The following is an 18,141-nucleotide window of genomic DNA, read 5'->3' on the forward strand; positions in this document are numbered from 1 at the left end:
GCAGGGGTGATGTGCGGGCGATCACAATGATTCGTACCGTGTGCGCCGGTCACATTTCACCCCGGAGTCGGTCTGCAATCCCCCGAAGAGGTGATGCGGCGTGGCAGTGACGGCCGCCACTATCGAGATACGAACACCCACACGGGCCGGCCCTGGGGGCAGCCCGGAACAAAGGAGGCGCATATGCCAACGGTCATCTACAACCTGCCGAACGGAACTTCGACATCGGTCGACGTCCCGGAGGGTCAGAGCGTCATGGACGGGTCGGTGCGCAACAACCTTCCCGGCATCGTCGCCGAGTGCGGCGGCAGCTGCTCGTGTGCGACGTGCCACGTGTATCTCGACGAGTCGTCGTCGGACGCCTTCGGCGAGCCGACGCCCGAGGAGACAGATTTGGTCGAGTTCTTGGAGAACGTGACGCCGTGTTCACGGTTGGCGTGCCAGCTGGTGTTGACGGCCGGCGTCGATACGGTCACCGTGACAGTTCCGGACCCCGCGGCCTGATCCGCGCTACGTGGCGGATCCGGACCGGAAGCGCGCGATCAGTTCGGCGCGGTTGGTCGTACCCGATTTGCGGAGAATGCTTTTGACGTGTGATTTGACGGTGTCGATGCTGATGACCAGTTCGGCGGCAATCGCCGAGTTGGACGCTCCGGTCAGGATCAGTCGCGCCACATCTTTCTCTCGGTCGGTCAGCGGTTCCAAGTACGTATGTTCACCGGGCGACCGGCCGACCGGTTCGCCTTGTTCGCCGGCGCCGTCGGTCGTGGATGTAGCGGCCAGCAACGTGCGAGCAGTTTCGCCGACTGCGCGTTGCTGCTGCCGTTCGCGGGCAAGCAGGGTTATGTGTTCGAGCCGCACGGCAACTGCTTCGGCAAGCGCGGTGAGGGCATGTGTGACGGTATCGGGCACCCGCACGTCGATCTCGACCACCGCAGTCACCGTTCCGTGGACGACGACGGGAATCGCGGTCGTGTGGCGTTCGAGGTCGGTGCCGTACGCAACCGCTCGAGAAGACACCGCGCGGGTGGCGGGGGAGCCGTCCGACCACGATGATCCGATGGTGGGGATCGGGACGTCGACGCCTTCTGCGAAGACGGCGACGGGCGCCGGGCCGCTGTCGGTGATGCTCGACATCACCACCTGCCGGGATCCCGTCAACTCGGCGAATTGCGCGCAGGCCGTTCGGCCTAACTCGGTAGCGGATGCCGTGTCGACGACGGCCGCTAGGGCTGTGTCCAGCCGCTTGGTCAGAAGGCTCAGGGCGGTGTGATTGTGTTCGCCGAGAAGGCGTTTACGATCGAGAAGCTCGGCAAGACGGGTGCTGACCGCGGCCGCCCGATCCGCATCCGCACCACGAAGCTGCCTCAACAAGCTGGCAACATCGTCCTCCTGCTCACTCACCGGACGCGAGATCGAATTTCGCACACAGGGCTGCCAATTCTGCCCGGGTGGACACTCCGAGTTTTTTGAAGATGCGTTGGACGTGACTTTTCACCGTGCCGTCCGAGATGCACAGCTTCCGCGAGATGGCAGCATTGGTCGCTCCGGTCGCCATCAAAACGACCACTTCGCGTTCGCGAGCTGTCAGTGAATGTCCGCTGGGGAGTGCGTGCCCGTGACGGGTCTCGGACCCGTTCGTCGACCGGTCCCGAAGATCCGAGAACGCGTCACCCAACGCTGAGTCGGTGGCGCCGATGCTCTGCATGAGTTCGGAGAGCTTGCGAATCTCCGCGTACACCTCGTCGTTCCTGGCTCTGATCCGTGCCTGCATCTGCGCGCGCTCACTGGACACCGCGCACATCGCGGCTAATGCGCTCGCGATGTGCACGTCCGATTCGGACAGATCGTCGGTCTGACGGTCTACATGGATTATCGCGACCACCCTGGACCCCACTACGACCGGTGTGGCGAGATAACCCGCGGGACGGGACAGGTCGATCAACGGCCGATAGGTACGACGGTAGGTGTCGGCGCCGTCCACTGCGTACGGTCTGCGCCGGCGAACCAGCTCGGCCTCGCGTGGTGCATCGTGCAGCGAGATCTCGCGGCCGTCGATTGCGGTGACCAAATCGTTGAAATCCTCGGTGAGGGCGGGATTGACACTAAGTGCAACGGGGGACCAGGTCGATCCGCGCACCATGGAGAACATCGCTTTCCCATATCCGAGGTTGGTGCACAGCTCGCGCGTCACCACCTGCGACAACCGGTCGGCATTGTCGTCGATCGTTCGCGCAACACGGTGAAGCGCGTCAAGTTGGTCCGAATGCAGCCGGAAACGTCGGTCAATCTCTTGCTGGCGGATGGAGTCGATGCGCATGATCACGCCGGCCAGTTCGAGAGCTACCTCGGGATCGGTATTGCCGCGAAGTGCCGCCGACGCTGCGCCGCGTAGCTGCACCCAGTCCAGGCCATCGTCCCGCAGCGTCGCGAAACTCGGGTCGTCGTGCACAAGCGCGGCGAGTCGTTCGTACGTCCAGTCGAGCGTCGCGTCGCTGTCGATCGTCACCATCACCACCTGCTCACTCGTCGCTCTAGAAGTCCACATGCGCGCACGAACTGCGCCTGTGACGTGAAACACACTATAGGACGCACGCTGCGTGATCGTCGCTCGTGTGTCGACGATACCGCCGACTGACTACTGTCCGATCCAATTATATGGTCGTACCATATACAGTGAAGTGAACCCGGTCATAGGGTTGCGACAGATATGACCGTCGTCGACGGTCGGTGAACAGCCACAGCGAAGAGGTGACCATGGCAGGCCTTTGGTTCGACGAACTCACCGTCGGGCAAACATTCGAGCACGCGATCCGTCGCACCGTGACCGAGACGGACAACGTGCTGTTCACGGCGATGACGCACAACCCGGCGCAACTGCATCTCGATGAGGAGTACATGCGGGGAACCGATTACGGACAGCGCATCGTCAATAGCGCGTTCACTCTCGGGTTGATGGTGGGCATCTCCGTCGGCGACACGACGCTCGGGACGGCAGTGGCGAACCTGGGCTGGGACGAGGTTCGCTTTCCGGCACCGCTGTTCCACGGCGACACCGTGCACGTCACCACCGAGGTGCTCGAGCTCCGCGAATCCAAGTCGCGTCCCGACCAGGGGATCGTCGTGTTCTTGCACCGCGCCTACAACCAGAAGGGCGAACTCGTCGCCTCGTGCAAGCGTGCGGGCCTGCAGCGGAAGAAGCCGCAGTGACGGCCGGCGTGGAGGGTGCGGTGACCGCACCGCTCAGGTCATTTCTGTTCGTCCCCGGAGACAGCGAGAAGAAGCTCGCCAAAGTGGCCGATTCGACGGCCGACGCGTTGATTCTCGACCTCGAGGATGCCGTCAGTGAGGCGCGCAAGCCCGAGGCGCGACTTCTGGTAGCCGACTTCCTCTCGCGTGGCGGCGATTTCGGCCCGCAGCGGTGGGTACGGATGAATCCCGTCGATTCCGTCCACGCATTGAAAGATCTGGCATCGGTCGTCGCCGCCGGGCCGGCGGGCATCATGGTTCCGAAGGCGAACGGGCCGGCCGACGTACTGCGCGTTCACCACTATCTCGAAGCATTCGAGAGTGCGGCCGGTATCGAGCGGGGGAGCATTCGATTGCTGCCGGTGGCCACCGAGACTGCGGTCGCTCCGTTTCGCTTGGGGGACTTCGCAGACGCCCGCGTCCCCCGTATGTACGGATTAACCTGGGGTGCAGAAGATTTGAGTGCATCCCTGGGTGCGTCGACCAACGTGGGGCCGACGGGGGACTGGGCGAACACCTATCAGCTCGTTCGGTCGATGGCGTTGATGGCCGCCCGCGCCGCGGACGTCGAACCGGTGGAGACCTTGTTCGTCGACATCCGTGACGACGACGGACTCGCCGTGTCGTCGAGGCGTGCACGCGCCGAGGGGTTCAGCGGACGCATCGCGATCCATCCCGGCCAGGTGGACACCATCAATGCCGCATTCACACCGACGGCCGAAGAGGTCGATTTCGCCTCTCGTGTCGTCGAAGCGTTCTCCGGGGACGTCGGAACCGTTGCACTCGACGGCAGGATGCTGGACTTACCCCATCTGACCGCCGCGCGTCGGGTGTTGGCTCTGGCGGGGGCTGTTCGGGCGTCTGACCCGCGGACTGCGGTCTGACCCCTTCGGATGAACTGCGTCGGCAATGGGAGTGATAGTGATTCGCCACCATGTGCGAACAGGGGGTAAAGGCTCCCGAAACTCTTGCGCTATTCGGTCTTACCATTCTAACCTTCATACATATGGGGCAGTGCTACGAAGGATGGATCCAATGACGAACCAGCGAAACTTCGGCCGTTACACTCCGCAACAAGTCGACGAGTTCTACTCGACCGGTATGTGGACCGAAGAAAACTTCACCGATCTGGTCCGTTCGCGTGCCGAACGGAATCCAGGCAGAACCTTCGCCACCGACGGCACCAAGTCGCTGACGTTCGCCGAGCTGTTCGACACGTCGCAGCGGCTTGCCCTCGGCTTTCACCGGAAGGGACTTCGCGCCGGTGATCGCGTAGCCGTGCAGCTGCCCAACTGGGTCGAGTTCGTCGTCGTCGCAGCGTCATTGGCGCGTATCGGTGCAGTCATGGTGCCGGTCATGCCGATCTACCGCGCCGACGAGGTCGCACACGTGGTAACCGATGCGTCCATCAAGGCCGCGATCACACCCGAGACCTTCAAGGGTTTCGACTACGCCGCGATGTACGAAGCCGTTCGAGCCGAGTCGGACACCTTGACCACCATTCTCGTGGCGCGGCCCGCCGACGGTTCTGCCGACGCCCTGGCGGCGCGGAACATCGACGTTCTGGATCGGTTCGCCATCACGGGTGTGGACAACGACGCGATCGACGCCGAGATCGACTTCCGGGTACACCCTGACGATCCGTTCGTGATCGTCTACACCTCCGGCACCACGTCGCGTCCCAAGGGCTGCTTGCACACGTTCAACACGTACGCCTCCGGCGCGCGTTCGTTGACCATCGCGTTCGGCCACACCGAAAACGACGTTCAGTTCGGACCGTCCCCCATCACGCACACCACCGGGTTGGTCACCAGCGTTCTCATTCCCCTTATCGCTGGGGCGGCGACGCACATCATGGCCGAGTGGAACCCCGAACGCGGGCTCGTCGAGATCGAGAAGTACAAGTGCACCGCCGCGGTCACGGCCACCACCTTTCTGCAGACGCTGATGTCGGCGATGGCCAAGCGCCCCGAAGCGGACTTGTCGTCGCTACGAGTGTGGACGTGCGCCGGCTCGCCGATTCCGGCGTCGGTGGTCGAGAACGCGAAGGCGCAACTGCCTGCGGCGTCGATCCTGTCGTTGTACGGGCGAAGTGAGAATCTGACCACCACCACGTGCCGAATCGACGACGACCCGCGCCGCGCCATCACCTCCGACGGTGCTGCGCTCTCGGGCGCCGAGATCAAGATCGTCGATATCGACGGAGCCGAGGCGCCGCGTGGCACCGAAGGAGACGTCGCCTACCGCGGACCGTCGCACATGATCGAATACCTGAATCGCCCTGAGGACACCGAGGAACTGTTCACCCCCGAGGGGTTCTCGCGTTCGGGCGATCTCGGTGTCATGGATGCCGACGGGTTCGTGCGCGTCACGGGACGCACCAAGGACATCGTGATCCGTGGTGGTATGAACATCAGTGTGCGCGAAGTGGAAGACAAGCTGGCCGGTCACCCGGATGTGGACGCCCTCGCCGTGGTCGGAATGCCGGACGAGCGCCTCGGAGAAAAGGTGTGCTGCTACATCGTTCCGCGTGACCCCGACAAGGCTCCCACCGTCGACGAACTGCGTACCTACCTCACCGACCGGGGTGTCGCCGTTCAGAAGACCCCCGAAAAGGTGGTCGTCGTCGACGCCCTGCCGATGACCGCGACCGGAAAGATTCAGAAGCACGTGCTGCGCAAGCGCATTGCGGACGAGCTGGGCGCGATGAGTTCAGCAGGGCCGAGCTGAGCATGGATCACTCGGCGCAGCCGTTCGTCGCGGCCGGTGCCGAGCAACTTCTCGGAATCGAACCGGTCGACTTCTCCGCCGAGCACGGACAACTCACGATGGCTACAGGCCCGTGGCTTCTCGATCCCGTTGCGGGAGTGACGCGTTCACCGTTGGGCGTGGCCTTGGACGACGTGACCGGGTACGTGGTGGCACGAGGCGCGCCGGCGGGGTTGTGGCCGGTGAGTCTGGGAATTCGGCTGGATTTTCTGGCCGACCCGCCCGTGGACGGATCGCCCCTCGTTGTGACCGGCGACCTCGTTCACCGCAACGCCAACAGCGGTACGACGCGTGGGTGTGTGACCGATGCCGGCGGCACACCGGTCGCGCTCGTCACCCAGCGCTCGCATCTGGTTCCGTTCGACGGGCCGTTCAACACGCACGCGGTGTCGGACGAGTTCTTCCGCGGCACCATGACCCTGCGGGATCGGTTACGGATGGCTCACCCCGAGTCGACGGATGTGCTTGTGATGTCGCCGACGCCGTTCTCCGCCAACGGCATGGGCAACGTCCACGGGGGTGTCCTGATCTTGGGGTCGGAACTCGCAGCGCACGACGTGGTGGACAGCGGCGGGACATTCCGTACCACCAGTATCGACATCGCGTTCGTGCGTCCCGGTGACGGCAGCGCGGAGACGCCGTTCCATGCCGAGGTCGTCCACCGCGGTCGCACTGTCGCGGTGGTGCGTGTGACCGCCCGCAATGCGGCCGGCAAGCCGTGCTCCATCGCCACCGTCACTTTGCAAGCTGTCGCCACCGAGTGAGGGAGACCATGAAAGCCGTTGTTCTACAACAGTTCGGCGATCCGTCCGAGCTAGTCGTCCGCGATGTCGACGTGCCGGCCGCACGCCCGGGCTGGGTTCGCGTCGATCTGCACGCCGCGGCGCTGAACTGGCACGACGTCTTGGTGCGGCGCGGCAACTACGGCTCACCGTTGCCGCACATCCCGGGCGCCGACGGTGCCGGAATTCGAACGGACACAGGCGAAGCGGTGGTCATCCTGCCGTCGCTGTTCTGGGGGGACTCGGCCGACGCACCGTCACCGGATTTCCAGATCCTGGGTGATCGAATTCCCGGCACCTACGCGCAGAGCGTTGCCGTGCCCGCCGAATGCGTCGCTCCCGCTCCGTCGGGATGGAACATGGAAGAGGCTGCCAGTCTGACCCTCGCCGGCGTCACGGCGTACCGCGCGCTGGTCACTCGCGCCGGCTTGAAACCGGGGGAGTCCCTGCTGGTGGTCGGTGCCGGCGGTGGCATCTCCACCGTTGCCGTCACGATCGCCACTGCACTCGGCGCAGCGCCGTTCGTCACGGGGTCATCGGATGCCAAGATCGAGCGAGCATGTGCCGACGGTGCCATCGCCGGCACTCTCCACACTGCCGACGACTGGTCCGCGCAAGCGAAAGCGCTCTCCCCCGGGGGAACGGGTTTCGACGTGGTCCTCGACCCAGTGGGGTTGTGGGACAGGTCCGTCGGCGCTCTGCGACCGGGCGGACGCTTGGTGGGGCTGGGCGCGAACGTCGCCGAACAGTCGACAATGGACGTTCGATCGTTTTTCTTCGGCCAGTACAGCCTGCTCGGCACCACGATGGGCAGTCCCGACGACTTCCGGGGCCTCCTCGATCTGGTGTCGCAGGGCCGCATGCGCCCACCCGCGATCGCCGAGGCATTCCCGCTCGAGCGCGCGGCCGAGGCTCATCGTGCGCTCGAAGCGGGACGCCACTTCGGGAAGATCGTGCTCACCATGGGCGGCGTCTGACGTTCACGGATCGCCCCGCACCCGAGCGATCAATCGGTTCGAACCGTCGCCTTGCCGTGCACGACAGCACGGTCGCCCACGCTCGCGAGTAGGACCAGCGTCGCGGCGCCGTCGACGACGGACTCCACTGTCCCGCTGAGTTCGAGGATTTCGCCGATCGCGAGCGGTGACGCGAACCGGACCGAGTATGCGAGCACGTTCTCGATGTGAACTGCGTCCGAGAGCCACGCTGCGAGGATCCCGGCCTGCATTTGGCCCATCGCGATCACGCCGGGGAGACCGGCCCGCTGTGCGTAGTCGGCGTCGTGATGCAGCGGGTTGAAATCGCCTCCGGCGCCGGCGAATCGGACGATGTCCGTTTGCGTTACCGGCCCGAACGAGCTGGTGGGCAACGTCTGTCCCTCGGCGAGGGTAGTTGTGCGGTTCACTTGCCGCCCCTTTCGATCAGAACTTCGCGCTGTGTCACGACGGTGCGACCGCTGTCGTCCACCCAGTCCGTCTCCAGGGTCACCAAGCGCATCGATCCGCCGCGCTTGCCCTCCTTGGTGGTGTCGTCGACGACGCGTCTGGTTCCGGTGATGCGATCACCGGCGACGAGGGGACGTGCGTACTCCCACTCGACGCTGCCGACGACGATGCGCTCGATGGCAAGGCCGAGAGACCGGACGAATTCTTGCTGGTTGCGGTGATGGCCGGCCACCACCACATGGGTCGGTGTCGCGGGTAGGGAATCGAAACCGGCGGCGGTGGCTGCTGAGTCGTCGGTGTGTACGCGGTCGGTCGCCCCGGTAGCACGCGCGAATTCGCGGATCTTGCCCGTTTCCACCTCGATGGTCACGGAATCGAGAACGCGGTGTTCTGATGACTGTGATGTGGCGCTGATCGGATCCATCACGCTCCTTTATTTTTTGGTCAGACCTATTGTACCGTTGGACCTAGAGAGGCTGGAGGTGCCATGGATCTGAAGGATTCGGCCGTCGAGGCAGATTTTCGCAGCAATGTTCGTGAGTGGTTGTCGACTGCCGTGCCGTCGCTGCCGCCACGCGAACCCACGCGCATGGACGACAAACGGAAGTACTGGTCGAAATGGCAGCGAATGCTGTTCGACGCCGGGTACGCCGGATTGTCGTGGCCGACGGAGTTCGGCGGCGCCGGAACGGATGCCAAGACCAAGGCGGTGTTCAACGAGGAACTCGACCGTGCCGGAGCACCCGAGCGACTGAACATCATCGGCGAGGACTTCGCGGGCCCCACCATTGTGGCCTTCGGCAACGACGAGCAGAAGAAGCGCTACCTCGAACCCATTTTGAAGGGTGACGAGGTGTGGTGCCAGCTGTTCTCCGAACCCGAGTCCGGGTCGGACCTCGCGTCGCTACGGACCAAGGCGACCAGGGTCGACGGCGGGTTCCGAATCCAGGGTCAGAAAATCTGGACCTCCCGCGCGCAGATCGCAGACAACGCAATCCTGCTCGCGCGCACAGGCGGTGGTGATCGGCATAAGGGAATCACGTACTTCCTGCTGCCGATGTCGTCCGAGGGCATCACCGTTCGGCCGCTCGAACACATGCTCGGTGAAGCCGAGTTCAACGAGGTGTTTCTCGACGACGTCTTCGTGCCGGATTCCGCGGTGCTCGGTGACGTGGACGGTGGCTGGAAAGTCGCCATGGGCACGCTCGCGTTCGAACGCGTCGGTATCGCGACCGGACGCGTCAACACCACGCGCGCCGTCGGCGACCTCGTCGAGCAGGCGCAGGGCACCGTCGACGAGGATGGGCAGCCCGTCACGTCCCGACCGGAGGTGCGACTGAAGCTCGCCGATCTCTACGGTCGCGCGCTCACCCACTACCTGATCGGTCAGCGTGTGATCACGGGCGCGGCGACGGGGGAGCCGCCCGGCCCAGTGACGTCGATCGGCAAACTCTACTTCTGCCCGCTCGTCGAGGACATCGCGGACTTCGGGCTCGAATTGTGCGATTTCGGTGGACAGTTCGGCCTCGACGACGCAGACGATCCGGTCCAGCAACGGTGGCTTCGTTTGGCATACCAAGCACGCGGTACGGCGATCGCCGGCGGTTCCACCTTCATTCAACGCAACATCACTGCTGAGCGTGTGCTCGGAATGCCGCGAAGCTGAGCTGAGGAGACACACCATGCATTGGGAACTGTCGGACGAGCAGGAAATGTTCTCGACGTCGTTGCGCGAGTGGACCGCAGCGAAATTCGGCACCGACACGGTACGGCGCATGCAGGACAGCGGCGATGCGAGCGCGTTCACGTCGGCACTCGTCGAAGAGGGGTGGTGGGGCGTCGGGTATCCCGACAATAGCGGCGGTCAAGGGGGCGGCGTTCTGGAGGTCGCGCTGGCCGCACGAGAATTCGGCCGCAGTGCCGTACCTAGCTCGGCGTGGTTCGCCGCGGCCCTCGCGAGTCCGCTGCTCACCGACTCCGAGCTCGAAGCGCAAACGAGCGGTGAGACCGTATTCGCTCTGGCCGTACGAAGCGACCGGGTTCCGACGTTGGTACCGCTCGACTGGAACGGCGAGTCCGTCACCGGTTCGGTGCCACACGTTCTCGGCGCGGCCGAGGCCGGCACGTTCTTGGTTCCGATCGGTGAACCCGGCGCGATCCAGCTCGCCCGCGTCGACGCCGGCGATGCGCGAACGACGGCCGATCCACTGCTCGATCGCTCTCGATCGAGCGGGTCCATCGAGTTCTCCGATGCGGGAATCCTGGAGATCGTGGACATCGACGACAGCGCACTGAGCCGCAGTCGTGATCTAACAGCGGCTTTGACCGCGGCCGATGCGCTCGGCAGCGCCGAGCGGATGTTGGAACTGGCAGTCGAATACAGCAAGCAGCGCAAGCAGTTCGGACAATTCATCGGTTCGTTTCAGGCGGTGAAGCACGCTGCGGCACAAATGCTCGTGACCGTCGAGGCGTCCTTCTCCATCGCGCTGTATGCGGCTGCCGCAATCGAAGAGGGTATCGACGACGCGTCGACCGTCGCCGCAGTCGCCAAGGCTCAAGTGACCGCAGGGGTTGCCGACCTAGCGGATTCCGCGCTGACGGTGCACGGCGCGATCGGATACACCTGGGAGCACGATCTGCACCTGTTCTACAAGCGGGCGAAATTGGACAGGGCGCTGTTCGGTTCCCCGTCGTCGTGGAACGAACGAGTTGCGTCAGCGCTCCTGGACGACCACTGAACCCTATTGTCTATTTGGTCAGTCCATTGATATGGTCGGCTAAACCAAGTTTTGGAGGATCGACGTGGATTTCGCACTGACAGACGATCAAGTCACCATCCGTGATTCCGTCGCGGAGCTGTGTCGCAAGTTCGACGACCAGTACTGGGGCGAGAAGGACGAGAAGCACGAGTTCCCCACCGAGTTCTACAACGCCTTCGCCGATGGCGGATGGCTGGGGATCACCACACCCGAGGAGTACGGCGGCCACGGATACGGCATCACCGAGGCGTCGATCCTGCTAGAACAGGTGGCCGCGTCCGGAGCGGGTATGAACGGCGCCAGCTCGATGCATCTGTCCATCTTCGGGATGCACCCGGTGATCGTGCACGGCTCCGACGAGCTCAAGAAGCGTACGTTGCCGCGCATCGTCACCGGCGATCTGCATGTGTGCTTCGGTGTGACCGAGCCCGGCGCGGGCCTGGACACCACTAAGATCACTACGTTCGCCAAGCGCGACGGTGACAAGTACGTGGTCAACGGTCGCAAGGTGTGGATCTCCAAGGCGATGGAGTCGGAGAAGATCCTGCTGCTTACCCGAACCTCGAAGTTCGACGAGTCGCTGAAGAAGACCGACGGCATGACCCTGTTCCTGACCGATCTCGACCGCAGCAAGGTCGACATCCGCCCCATCAAGAAGATGGGCCGCAACGCCGTCACGTCGAACGAGTTGTTCATCGACGGGCTGAAAATCCCGGTCGAGGACCGGGTGGGTGAAGAAGGCCAGGGGTTCAAGTACATCCTCGACGGCCTCAACCCCGAACGCATGCTCGTCGCCGCCGAGGCGCTCGGCATCGGCCGCGCCGCGCTGCGCGCGGGTGTGCGCTACGGCAACGACCGGGAAGTCTTCGGTCGCCCGATCGGCAAGAACCAGGGAATCCAATTCCCACTCGCGGACTCCCTCGCCCGGCTCGACGCCGCGGAGTTGGTGCTGCGGAAGGCGACCTGGCTCTACGACAACGGAATGCCGTGTGCCAAGGAAGCGAACATGGCCAAGTATCTGTGCGCCGACGCCGGATTCGATGCCGCCGACCGCGCACTGCAAACCCACGGAGGCATGGGCTACTCCGAGGAATACAACGTCTCACGGTACTTCCGTGAAGCCCGCCTGACCCGCATCGCCCCCATCAGCCAGGAAATGGTCCTCAACTACCTCGGATCCCACGTCCTCGGCATGCCCAGGAGCTACTGATGACCGTTGTACCCGACAGTTTGAAGGTGTTCGGCCTCACCGGCCGGACCGCGCTGGTCACCGGCGCCGGTGGCGGCGTCGGTGAAGCGGTGTCCGCCGCGTTCGCCGCAGCGGGCGCCTCCGTCCTGGTGACGGACATCGACCTCGACGCTGCCACGCGGGTAAGCGAGAAGATCCGTGAAACGGGGGGAGTGGCCGAACCGTTCGCGCTCGACGTGTGCGACGGCGCCAAGGCCCGCGAGGCGGCCGCCACTGCTGCGCGACTCGGCGACGGCACGCTCCACATCGTCGTCAACAATGCCGGTGTGATCGCTCCGGCGATGTTCCCGGACATGGACGAGGCCAAGTTCCGCAAGGTCCTCGACACCCACCTGATGGGGAGCTACCACTGCAGTCATGCTGCGCTGCAGTATCTTCCGGACAACGGAACAGGCCGCATCATCAACGTGACGTCCGCGGCCGGTCTCACCGGCACGATCGGCCAGGCCAACTACGGCGCCGCGAAGGCCGCGATCGTGGGTTTGACGATGTCGCTCGCACGCGAGCTCGCGAAGAAGTCGATCACCGTCAACGCGGTCGCGCCCCTCGCGGCGACGGCCATGACCGCGAACATCCGCGCCAACGAGAAGCTCGCCGCCAAGACCCTGGCCCGTATTCCGTTGAGCCGCTGGGCATATCCCGACGAAATCGCCCCGTCGTTCGTGTTTCTCGCATCGGATGCGGCGGCGTACATCACCGGTCAGGTATTGCCGGTCGACGGCGGGACGGTGATCTGACATGGGACGAGTATCCGGGCCCTTCGTCACCTCCGGGCGTGAAGTGGTCATCGCCGAAGCGGTACGCACTCCGATCGGCAAATCGCATCCCGAGAAAGGGTGGTTTCGCGACACGCATCCCAACGCGATGCTTGCAGCGTGCTATACGGATCTAATCAACCGCTCGGGAATCGCGCCGTCCGTCGTCGAGGATCTGGTGATCGGCTGTACCGCACCGTTCGGTGAGCAGTCACGCAACATCGGACGCAACGCATGGCTGCAGGCGGGCTACCCGCCCGAGGTGCCGGCGACGACGCTCGACCGTCGATGCGGATCGGCGCAGACCGCCGTGAACTTCGCGGCGTCGCTCATCGCGTCCGGTGTGCACAACATCGTCATCGCCGGCGGCGTCGAGCACATGGGCCACGTCCCGATGAACTCGCCGGCGAAAATTAGTGAGCTGTACGGAGATCCGTGGACGCCCGAGATGTGGGCGCAGTACGACTTCGTCACTCAGGGCGAGAGCGCCGAGCTGATCGCCGAACACTGGGACATCTCGCGGACCGAGATAGACGAGTTCGCCGTTCGCTCACACGCGCTCGCCACCGCCGCCATCGAGGCCGGTCGCTTCGACGACGAGATGGTCCGGATGGAACTGGACGGTCAGGTCCGCCTTAATGACCAGACCGTACGCCCCTCCACGACGCTCGACACGCTCAGCGGGCTGAAGACCGTGTTCCGCCCGGAGAATGGGCGCATCACCGCGGGCACATCGAGCCCCATCTGTGACAGTGCCGCTGCCGTGTTGCTGTGTACGCGAGAGGCCGCCGAACGTCACGGACTGCGAATCCGCGCGCGCATTGCCGACCAGACCACCGTCGGTGTCGACCCGATCATCATGCTGACGGGGCCTATTCCGGCGACGCATAAGTTGCTCGAGCGCAATACGCTGACTGTCGACGACATCGATCTATTCGAGGTCAACGAAGCATTTTCGTCCGTGGTCCTCGCATGGGAGCGCGAACTGAAGCCGAATATGGAGCGCGTCAACGTCAACGGTGGCGCGATCGCCCTCGGCCACGCGGTCGGTGCGACCGGTGCGCGGTTGATCGCGACCATCGTTTCGGAGATGGAACGTCGCGACAGCCAACTGGGCCTTGTGACCATGTGTTGCGGTGGCGGTCTCGGTACCGGCACATTGCTCGAGCGCGAAAACTGATGGACGACTTCGGCCAGTGGCTACGACCGGGGATGGGCGTGTGGTGGGGGCAGGCAGCCTCCGAACCGCGGCCTCTCGTCGACATGTTGCTGGCACGTGAGCCCGAGCTGGGCCCGTTGCGGTTGTTCACCGGATTGAGCTGGAACGAGAAGTTGGCTCGCTCAGTCTCCCCGTCGGACACCGTCGTGTCCTACGGTGGTCTCGGGGCGCTCCGCGAATTGGGCGAGGCTGACCGTCTCGACGTGGTCCCGTGTCACTACTCGTCGTTTCCGCGGATGTTCGCGGAAGGGTGGTTCCCCCGCGACATCGGTCTCGTACAGGTCTCGCCACCGGACCCCGACGGAATGGTTTCGCTCGGAATCGGTGTCGACTATATGGCCGATGCGCTCCTGCACACGCCGCTGTTGTTCGCCGAGGTGAACCAGCAAATGCCGTACGTCCCCGGCTCACCTCGAATTCCGTTGTCACGCTTCGCGGCCACGGTCGAGACCGACCGGCCTCTGCAGGAGGAGCCGCGCCGCGAGCCCAGCGAGACCGAACGCATCATCGCGCGCCGAGTCGCCGAATTGATCGACGACGGGGACACCGTTCAGGTGGGCGTCGGCACGGCGGGCGCCGCGGTCTTCGATGCGCTGTCCGGCCACCGCAACATCGGTGTCCACACCGGCATGGTCACGGACGGTGTGCTCGATCTGATCGACGCGGGCGTCGTCACCGGCGCTCGTAAGCAGGTGGACCCGGGTACGAGCATCGCCGGCACCGCACTCGGGTCGTCGAAGTTGTACGGCCGGGTCGCCGATGTCCCCATTCAGTTCCGCCCGACCAGCTACACCCACGCGCCCGGGGTGCTCGCCCAGTTGAGCACACTGGTGGCGGTGAACTTCGCCATCGAGGTGGACCTCACCGGACAGGTGGGTGCAGAGATGAGTCGTGGAGCGTACCTGGGCGCCGTCGGTGGTCAAGTCGACTTCGCCCGGGCGGCGTCGTCGACCGGGAAACGGTCCATCGTGGCGTTGCGGTCCACGATGCGCGGACGTTCCTCGATCAAGTTCGAACTCGAGGAGGGCGTTGTGAGCACCGCCCGCGCCGACGTGGATTGCGTGGTCACCGAGCACGGCGTCGCGCATCTTCGGGGGCAGCCGCTGGCCGAGCGCGTGAAGCGTCTGATCGCGATCGCCGCGCCGGGGTTCCGCGACGAGCTGCGGCGCGCAGCCACTATCGGTTCGTAGACAACAACACTTAAATTCGAACAAGGAGTTCACATGAGCAATCGAGTTGCACTGGTCACCGGCGGCGCACAGGGAATCGGCGAGGGAATTTCACGTCGACTGGCCGCGGACGGGTTCCGTGTCGCCATCGCCGACCTCAACCTCGAGGTGGCCGAGCAGACCGCCAAGGACATCGTCGCAGGCGGCGGCGAAGCGATCGCGGTACCGATGGACGTGACCGACACCGCCTCGGTCAATGCCGCGATCGAGCGCATCGGTCAGGAGCTCGGCCCCGTCGAGATCGCCGTGAACAACGCCGGCTGGGACGACTTCATGAAGTTCCTGGACACGAACGAAGACTTCTGGAACAAGATCCTCGACATCAACTTCAAGGGCGCACTTCGCGTCAACCACGCAGTCGTGCCGGGCATGATCGAGCGCGGATTCGGCCGCGTCGTCAACATCGGTTCCGACGCCGGCCGCGTCGGATCTTCCCTCGAGGCCGTCTACTCCGGCGCCAAGGGCGGTACCATCGCCTTCACCAAGACCCTCGCCCGCGAGGTCGCCACCAAGGGTGTCACCGCCAATACCGTGTGCCCCGGACCCACCGACACACCGGCTCTGCGCAAGTTCGCCGATGCGTCCGGTCAGGATGCAGACAAGGTGCTCGGCGGAATGACGCGCGCGGTGCCGATGAAGCGGCTCGCGTCGGCAGCCGACATCGCCGCCGCCGTGGCCTTCTTCGCCGGCGACGACACCGGATACATCACCGGCCAGACGCTGTCGGTCAGCGGCGGATTGACAATGGCGTAGGCGACTCGATGCCTGCCGAAGTTGTGGAATGGTCGGTCGTCGAACGCTACGAGGACGTCGAGTACGCCCGCACGGCCGACGGAATCGCCAAGATCACGATCTGTAGGCCGGAGGTGCACAATGCCTTTCGACCGCAGACTCTCACGGAGATTTCCGACGCGTTAACCCGTGCGCGCGAGGACTCGTCCATCGGTGTCATCGTCCTGACCGGGCAGGGCGACAACGCTTTCTGCTCCGGCGGCGATCAGCGCGTGCGTGGTGACACCGGATATCTGACGGATCCTGACCGGCCTGATCAGGTGGGCCGGTTCCACGTGACAGACCTGCAGGTGCAGATCCGCCGGCTGCCCAAGCCGGTGGTGGCGATGGTCGCCGGGTATGCGATCGGCGGCGGGCACGTCCTGCAGATCGTGTGCGATCTGACGATCGCGGCGGACAACGCGCGGCTCGGCCAGGTGGGGCCACGCGTGGGGTCGTTCGACGGCGGTTTCGGGGCGGGCCTACTGGCCGACTTGGTCGGTCAGCGCAAGGCCAAGGAGATCTGGTTCCTGTGTCGGCAGTACGACGCGCATCAGGCGCTGGACATGGGCTTGGTCAATACCGTCGTGCCGCTGGCCGATCTGGAGTCCGAGACCGTGCAGTGGTGCCGCGAGATGCTCCAACTGTCGCCCATGGCATTGCGCCTGATGAAGGCGAGTTTCCACGCGGCCGAAGATGGTCTGGCCGGCATCCAGCAACTTGCGCACGACACCAACTTGTTGTTCTACGCGAGCGACGAGGCCAAAGAAGGCCGCGAGGCGTTCAAAGCGAAGCGGGCGCCCGACTTCGGTCGGTTCCCCCGCCGTCCGTGATAGGAAGGAAGCGACGCCGTGACGACGTTCGGAGTCAACGCATTCGGAACCGGGCGGGGTCCTGCCCGGTTCACGTCGATGGTCGACACGGCGAAGCGTGCCGAGGGCATCGGGTGTTCGGCGGTATGGGTGAGCGAGCTCTACAGCCGGTCCGCGACGGTGCCGATGGCAGCGCTCGCCGCCGGCACCACCTCGATCGCGATCGGTTCCAACATCGCGTACGGGGTGGGCCGCAGCCCGCTCATCTGGGCGGCCGAAGCGCGCGATCTCGACGAATTGTCCGGCGGCCGAATGATTCTAGGGCTGGGCAACGGTACCGCCAAGATGATGGAAGCGTGGCACGGTGTCGACGGCAGTGCACCGGCCGCGCGGATGGCCGAATTGCTGACCGTTCTGAAGAAGCTGTGGCGATTGCACGAAGGCCCCGTCGATCACGACGGGCGCTTCTATCACGTCCATGTCTCACCCACGGCCGACGTGCCCGAGCCGATTCGGTCGGAAATCCCAATGTGGATCGCCGGGGTGAACCCGGTGATGCTGCGCACTGCAGGCGAATTGGCCGACGGACTGGTGGGGCATCCGATGTACACGGCCGAGTACGTGCGTGGCCCGGTTGCCGAGCAGCTGGCCGTCGGCGCGGACAAGGCAGGACGCTCGGCCTCGGATGTGACCGTCATGGGTATTCGCATGTGCGCGCTCGACGACGACGTCGACGTGGCGCGTGGGCAGGCCGCCTTCGCGATCGGCCAGTATGCGGCGTCGAAGGTCTACGACAAGCTGTTCGAGCTGCACGGGTGGTCCGCCGACCAAGTCCGAATTCGCGACGCAGCACGCAGCCGAGACACCGAGGCGCTGGTCGCTGCCGTGACCGACGACATGATTGACGCCATCACCATCGCGTGTCGGCCGGACGAATTCGCGGATCGGCTCGCTGCTCTCCCGGACGATTTCGACCATCTCGATCTGATCGCTCCGCCGTGGGGACTGACCGGAGAGCAGACCGCGCGCACCAACGATCACATTCTGACGGGGTTGAGCGACCACCTTCGGAAGCGGTCGACCTGACGGTGGCCACCGCGTC

At 64.7% G+C, this 18,141-nt stretch carries 19 protein-coding genes; 15 read left to right on the forward strand and 4 right to left on the reverse strand.

The genetic code is table 11. The annotated features are described in order from the left end of the window. Positions 1 to 183: 183 nt before the first annotated feature. A complete protein-coding gene (locus ACFULT_RS07795) occupies positions 184 to 504 on the forward strand; it encodes a 2Fe-2S iron-sulfur cluster-binding protein (RefSeq protein WP_378481097.1) in 321 nt (106 codons plus the stop codon). Between the two features lie 6 nt (positions 505 to 510). On the opposite strand, the gene ACFULT_RS07800 is transcribed toward ACFULT_RS07795, so the two are convergent. Both ACFULT_RS07800 and ACFULT_RS07805 read right to left on the reverse strand, forming a co-directional pair. Next, positions 511 to 1,404 (reverse strand): LuxR C-terminal-related transcriptional regulator, encoded by an 894-nt coding sequence (locus ACFULT_RS07800; RefSeq protein ID WP_378481098.1) that lies wholly within the window; start codon positions 1,402 to 1,404, stop codon positions 511 to 513. Beyond that, complete coding sequence (locus ACFULT_RS07805; RefSeq protein ID WP_378481356.1) at positions 1,397 to 2,512, reverse strand: LuxR C-terminal-related transcriptional regulator; 1,116 nt, start codon at positions 2,510 to 2,512, stop codon at positions 1,397 to 1,399. The genes ACFULT_RS07800 and ACFULT_RS07805 overlap by 8 nt, the downstream gene beginning before the upstream one ends. 245 nt (positions 2,513 to 2,757) lie before the next feature. Between ACFULT_RS07805 and ACFULT_RS07810 the strand changes: the two genes are divergently transcribed. From ACFULT_RS07810 to ACFULT_RS07830, 5 genes are all read left to right on the forward strand, one after another. Further along, positions 2,758 to 3,210, forward strand: coding sequence for a MaoC family dehydratase (locus tag ACFULT_RS07810; RefSeq protein ID WP_378481099.1), 453 nt, complete (start codon positions 2,758 to 2,760; stop codon positions 3,208 to 3,210). A 20-nt stretch (positions 3,211 to 3,230) separates the two neighbouring features. Continuing rightward, on the forward strand, positions 3,231 to 4,133 hold the full coding sequence (locus ACFULT_RS07815) for an HpcH/HpaI aldolase/citrate lyase family protein (RefSeq protein WP_378481100.1): 903 nt from the start codon (positions 3,231 to 3,233) through the stop codon (positions 4,131 to 4,133). A 151-nt stretch (positions 4,134 to 4,284) separates the two neighbouring features. Continuing rightward, positions 4,285 to 5,979, forward strand: coding sequence for an AMP-binding protein (locus ACFULT_RS07820; protein WP_378481101.1), 1,695 nt, complete (start codon positions 4,285 to 4,287; stop codon positions 5,977 to 5,979). Positions 5,980 to 5,981: 2 nt separating this feature from the next. Then, a complete protein-coding gene (locus tag ACFULT_RS07825) occupies positions 5,982 to 6,782 on the forward strand; it encodes a hotdog domain-containing protein (protein WP_378481102.1) in 801 nt (266 codons plus the stop codon). A gap of 8 nt (positions 6,783 to 6,790) precedes the next feature. Then, positions 6,791 to 7,777: a zinc-binding alcohol dehydrogenase family protein gene (locus ACFULT_RS07830; protein WP_378481103.1), complete on the forward strand. Its 987-nt coding sequence runs from the start codon at positions 6,791 to 6,793 to the stop codon at positions 7,775 to 7,777. A 29-nt stretch (positions 7,778 to 7,806) separates the two neighbouring features. On the opposite strand, the gene ACFULT_RS07835 is transcribed toward ACFULT_RS07830, so the two are convergent. Next, positions 7,807 to 8,205 carry a MaoC family dehydratase gene (locus ACFULT_RS07835; RefSeq protein WP_378481104.1) on the reverse strand — a complete coding sequence of 133 codons (399 nt, stop codon included), beginning with the start codon at positions 8,203 to 8,205 and terminating at the stop codon, positions 7,807 to 7,809. Further along, on the reverse strand, positions 8,202 to 8,669 hold the full coding sequence (locus ACFULT_RS07840) for a MaoC family dehydratase N-terminal domain-containing protein (protein ID WP_378481105.1): 468 nt from the start codon (positions 8,667 to 8,669) through the stop codon (positions 8,202 to 8,204). Before ACFULT_RS07840 ends, ACFULT_RS07835 begins: the two co-directional genes overlap by 4 nt. Positions 8,670 to 8,732: 63 nt before the next feature. Here ACFULT_RS07840 and ACFULT_RS07845 point away from each other — a divergent pair, with 63 nt between their 5' ends. From ACFULT_RS07845 to ACFULT_RS07885, 9 genes are all read left to right on the forward strand, one after another. Next, positions 8,733 to 9,911: an acyl-CoA dehydrogenase family protein gene (locus ACFULT_RS07845; protein WP_378481106.1), complete on the forward strand. Its 1,179-nt coding sequence runs from the start codon at positions 8,733 to 8,735 to the stop codon at positions 9,909 to 9,911. A gap of 16 nt (positions 9,912 to 9,927) precedes the next feature. Next, on the forward strand, positions 9,928 to 10,983 hold the full coding sequence (locus tag ACFULT_RS07850) for an acyl-CoA dehydrogenase family protein (RefSeq protein WP_378481107.1): 1,056 nt from the start codon (positions 9,928 to 9,930) through the stop codon (positions 10,981 to 10,983). Between the two features lie 64 nt (positions 10,984 to 11,047). Further along, a complete protein-coding gene (locus tag ACFULT_RS07855; protein ID WP_378481108.1) occupies positions 11,048 to 12,214 on the forward strand; it encodes an acyl-CoA dehydrogenase family protein in 1,167 nt (388 codons plus the stop codon). Then, positions 12,214 to 12,990: an SDR family NAD(P)-dependent oxidoreductase gene (locus tag ACFULT_RS07860; protein WP_378481109.1), complete on the forward strand. Its 777-nt coding sequence runs from the start codon at positions 12,214 to 12,216 to the stop codon at positions 12,988 to 12,990. The genes ACFULT_RS07855 and ACFULT_RS07860 overlap by 1 nt, the downstream gene beginning before the upstream one ends. A gap of 1 nt (position 12,991) precedes the next feature. Then, the gene (locus ACFULT_RS07865) at positions 12,992 to 14,188 is read left to right on the forward strand and encodes a thiolase family protein (protein WP_378481110.1); all 1,197 of its coding nucleotides are present in this window, start codon (positions 12,992 to 12,994) and stop codon (positions 14,186 to 14,188) included. Then, entirely contained in the window at positions 14,188 to 15,417 is a 1,230-nt protein-coding gene (locus ACFULT_RS07870) for an acetyl-CoA hydrolase/transferase family protein (protein WP_378481111.1), read from the forward strand. Before ACFULT_RS07865 ends, ACFULT_RS07870 begins: the two co-directional genes overlap by 1 nt. 33 nt (positions 15,418 to 15,450) lie before the next feature. Next, entirely contained in the window at positions 15,451 to 16,209 is a 759-nt protein-coding gene (locus ACFULT_RS07875; protein WP_378481112.1) for an SDR family NAD(P)-dependent oxidoreductase, read from the forward strand. A gap of 8 nt (positions 16,210 to 16,217) precedes the next feature. Continuing rightward, positions 16,218 to 17,060: a 1,4-dihydroxy-2-naphthoyl-CoA synthase gene (gene menB, locus ACFULT_RS07880; RefSeq protein ID WP_378481113.1), complete on the forward strand. Its 843-nt coding sequence runs from the start codon at positions 16,218 to 16,220 to the stop codon at positions 17,058 to 17,060. 18 nt (positions 17,061 to 17,078) lie between these two features. Next, positions 17,079 to 18,125 carry an LLM class flavin-dependent oxidoreductase gene (locus ACFULT_RS07885; RefSeq protein WP_378481114.1) on the forward strand — a complete coding sequence of 349 codons (1,047 nt, stop codon included), beginning with the start codon at positions 17,079 to 17,081 and terminating at the stop codon, positions 18,123 to 18,125. The last annotated feature ends 16 nt before the right edge of the window (positions 18,126 to 18,141 follow it).

The sequence above is a fragment of the Rhodococcus sp. NPDC057297 genome (genome assembly GCF_042667435.1).
Classification (GTDB): domain Bacteria; phylum Actinomycetota; class Actinomycetes; order Mycobacteriales; family Mycobacteriaceae; genus Rhodococcoides.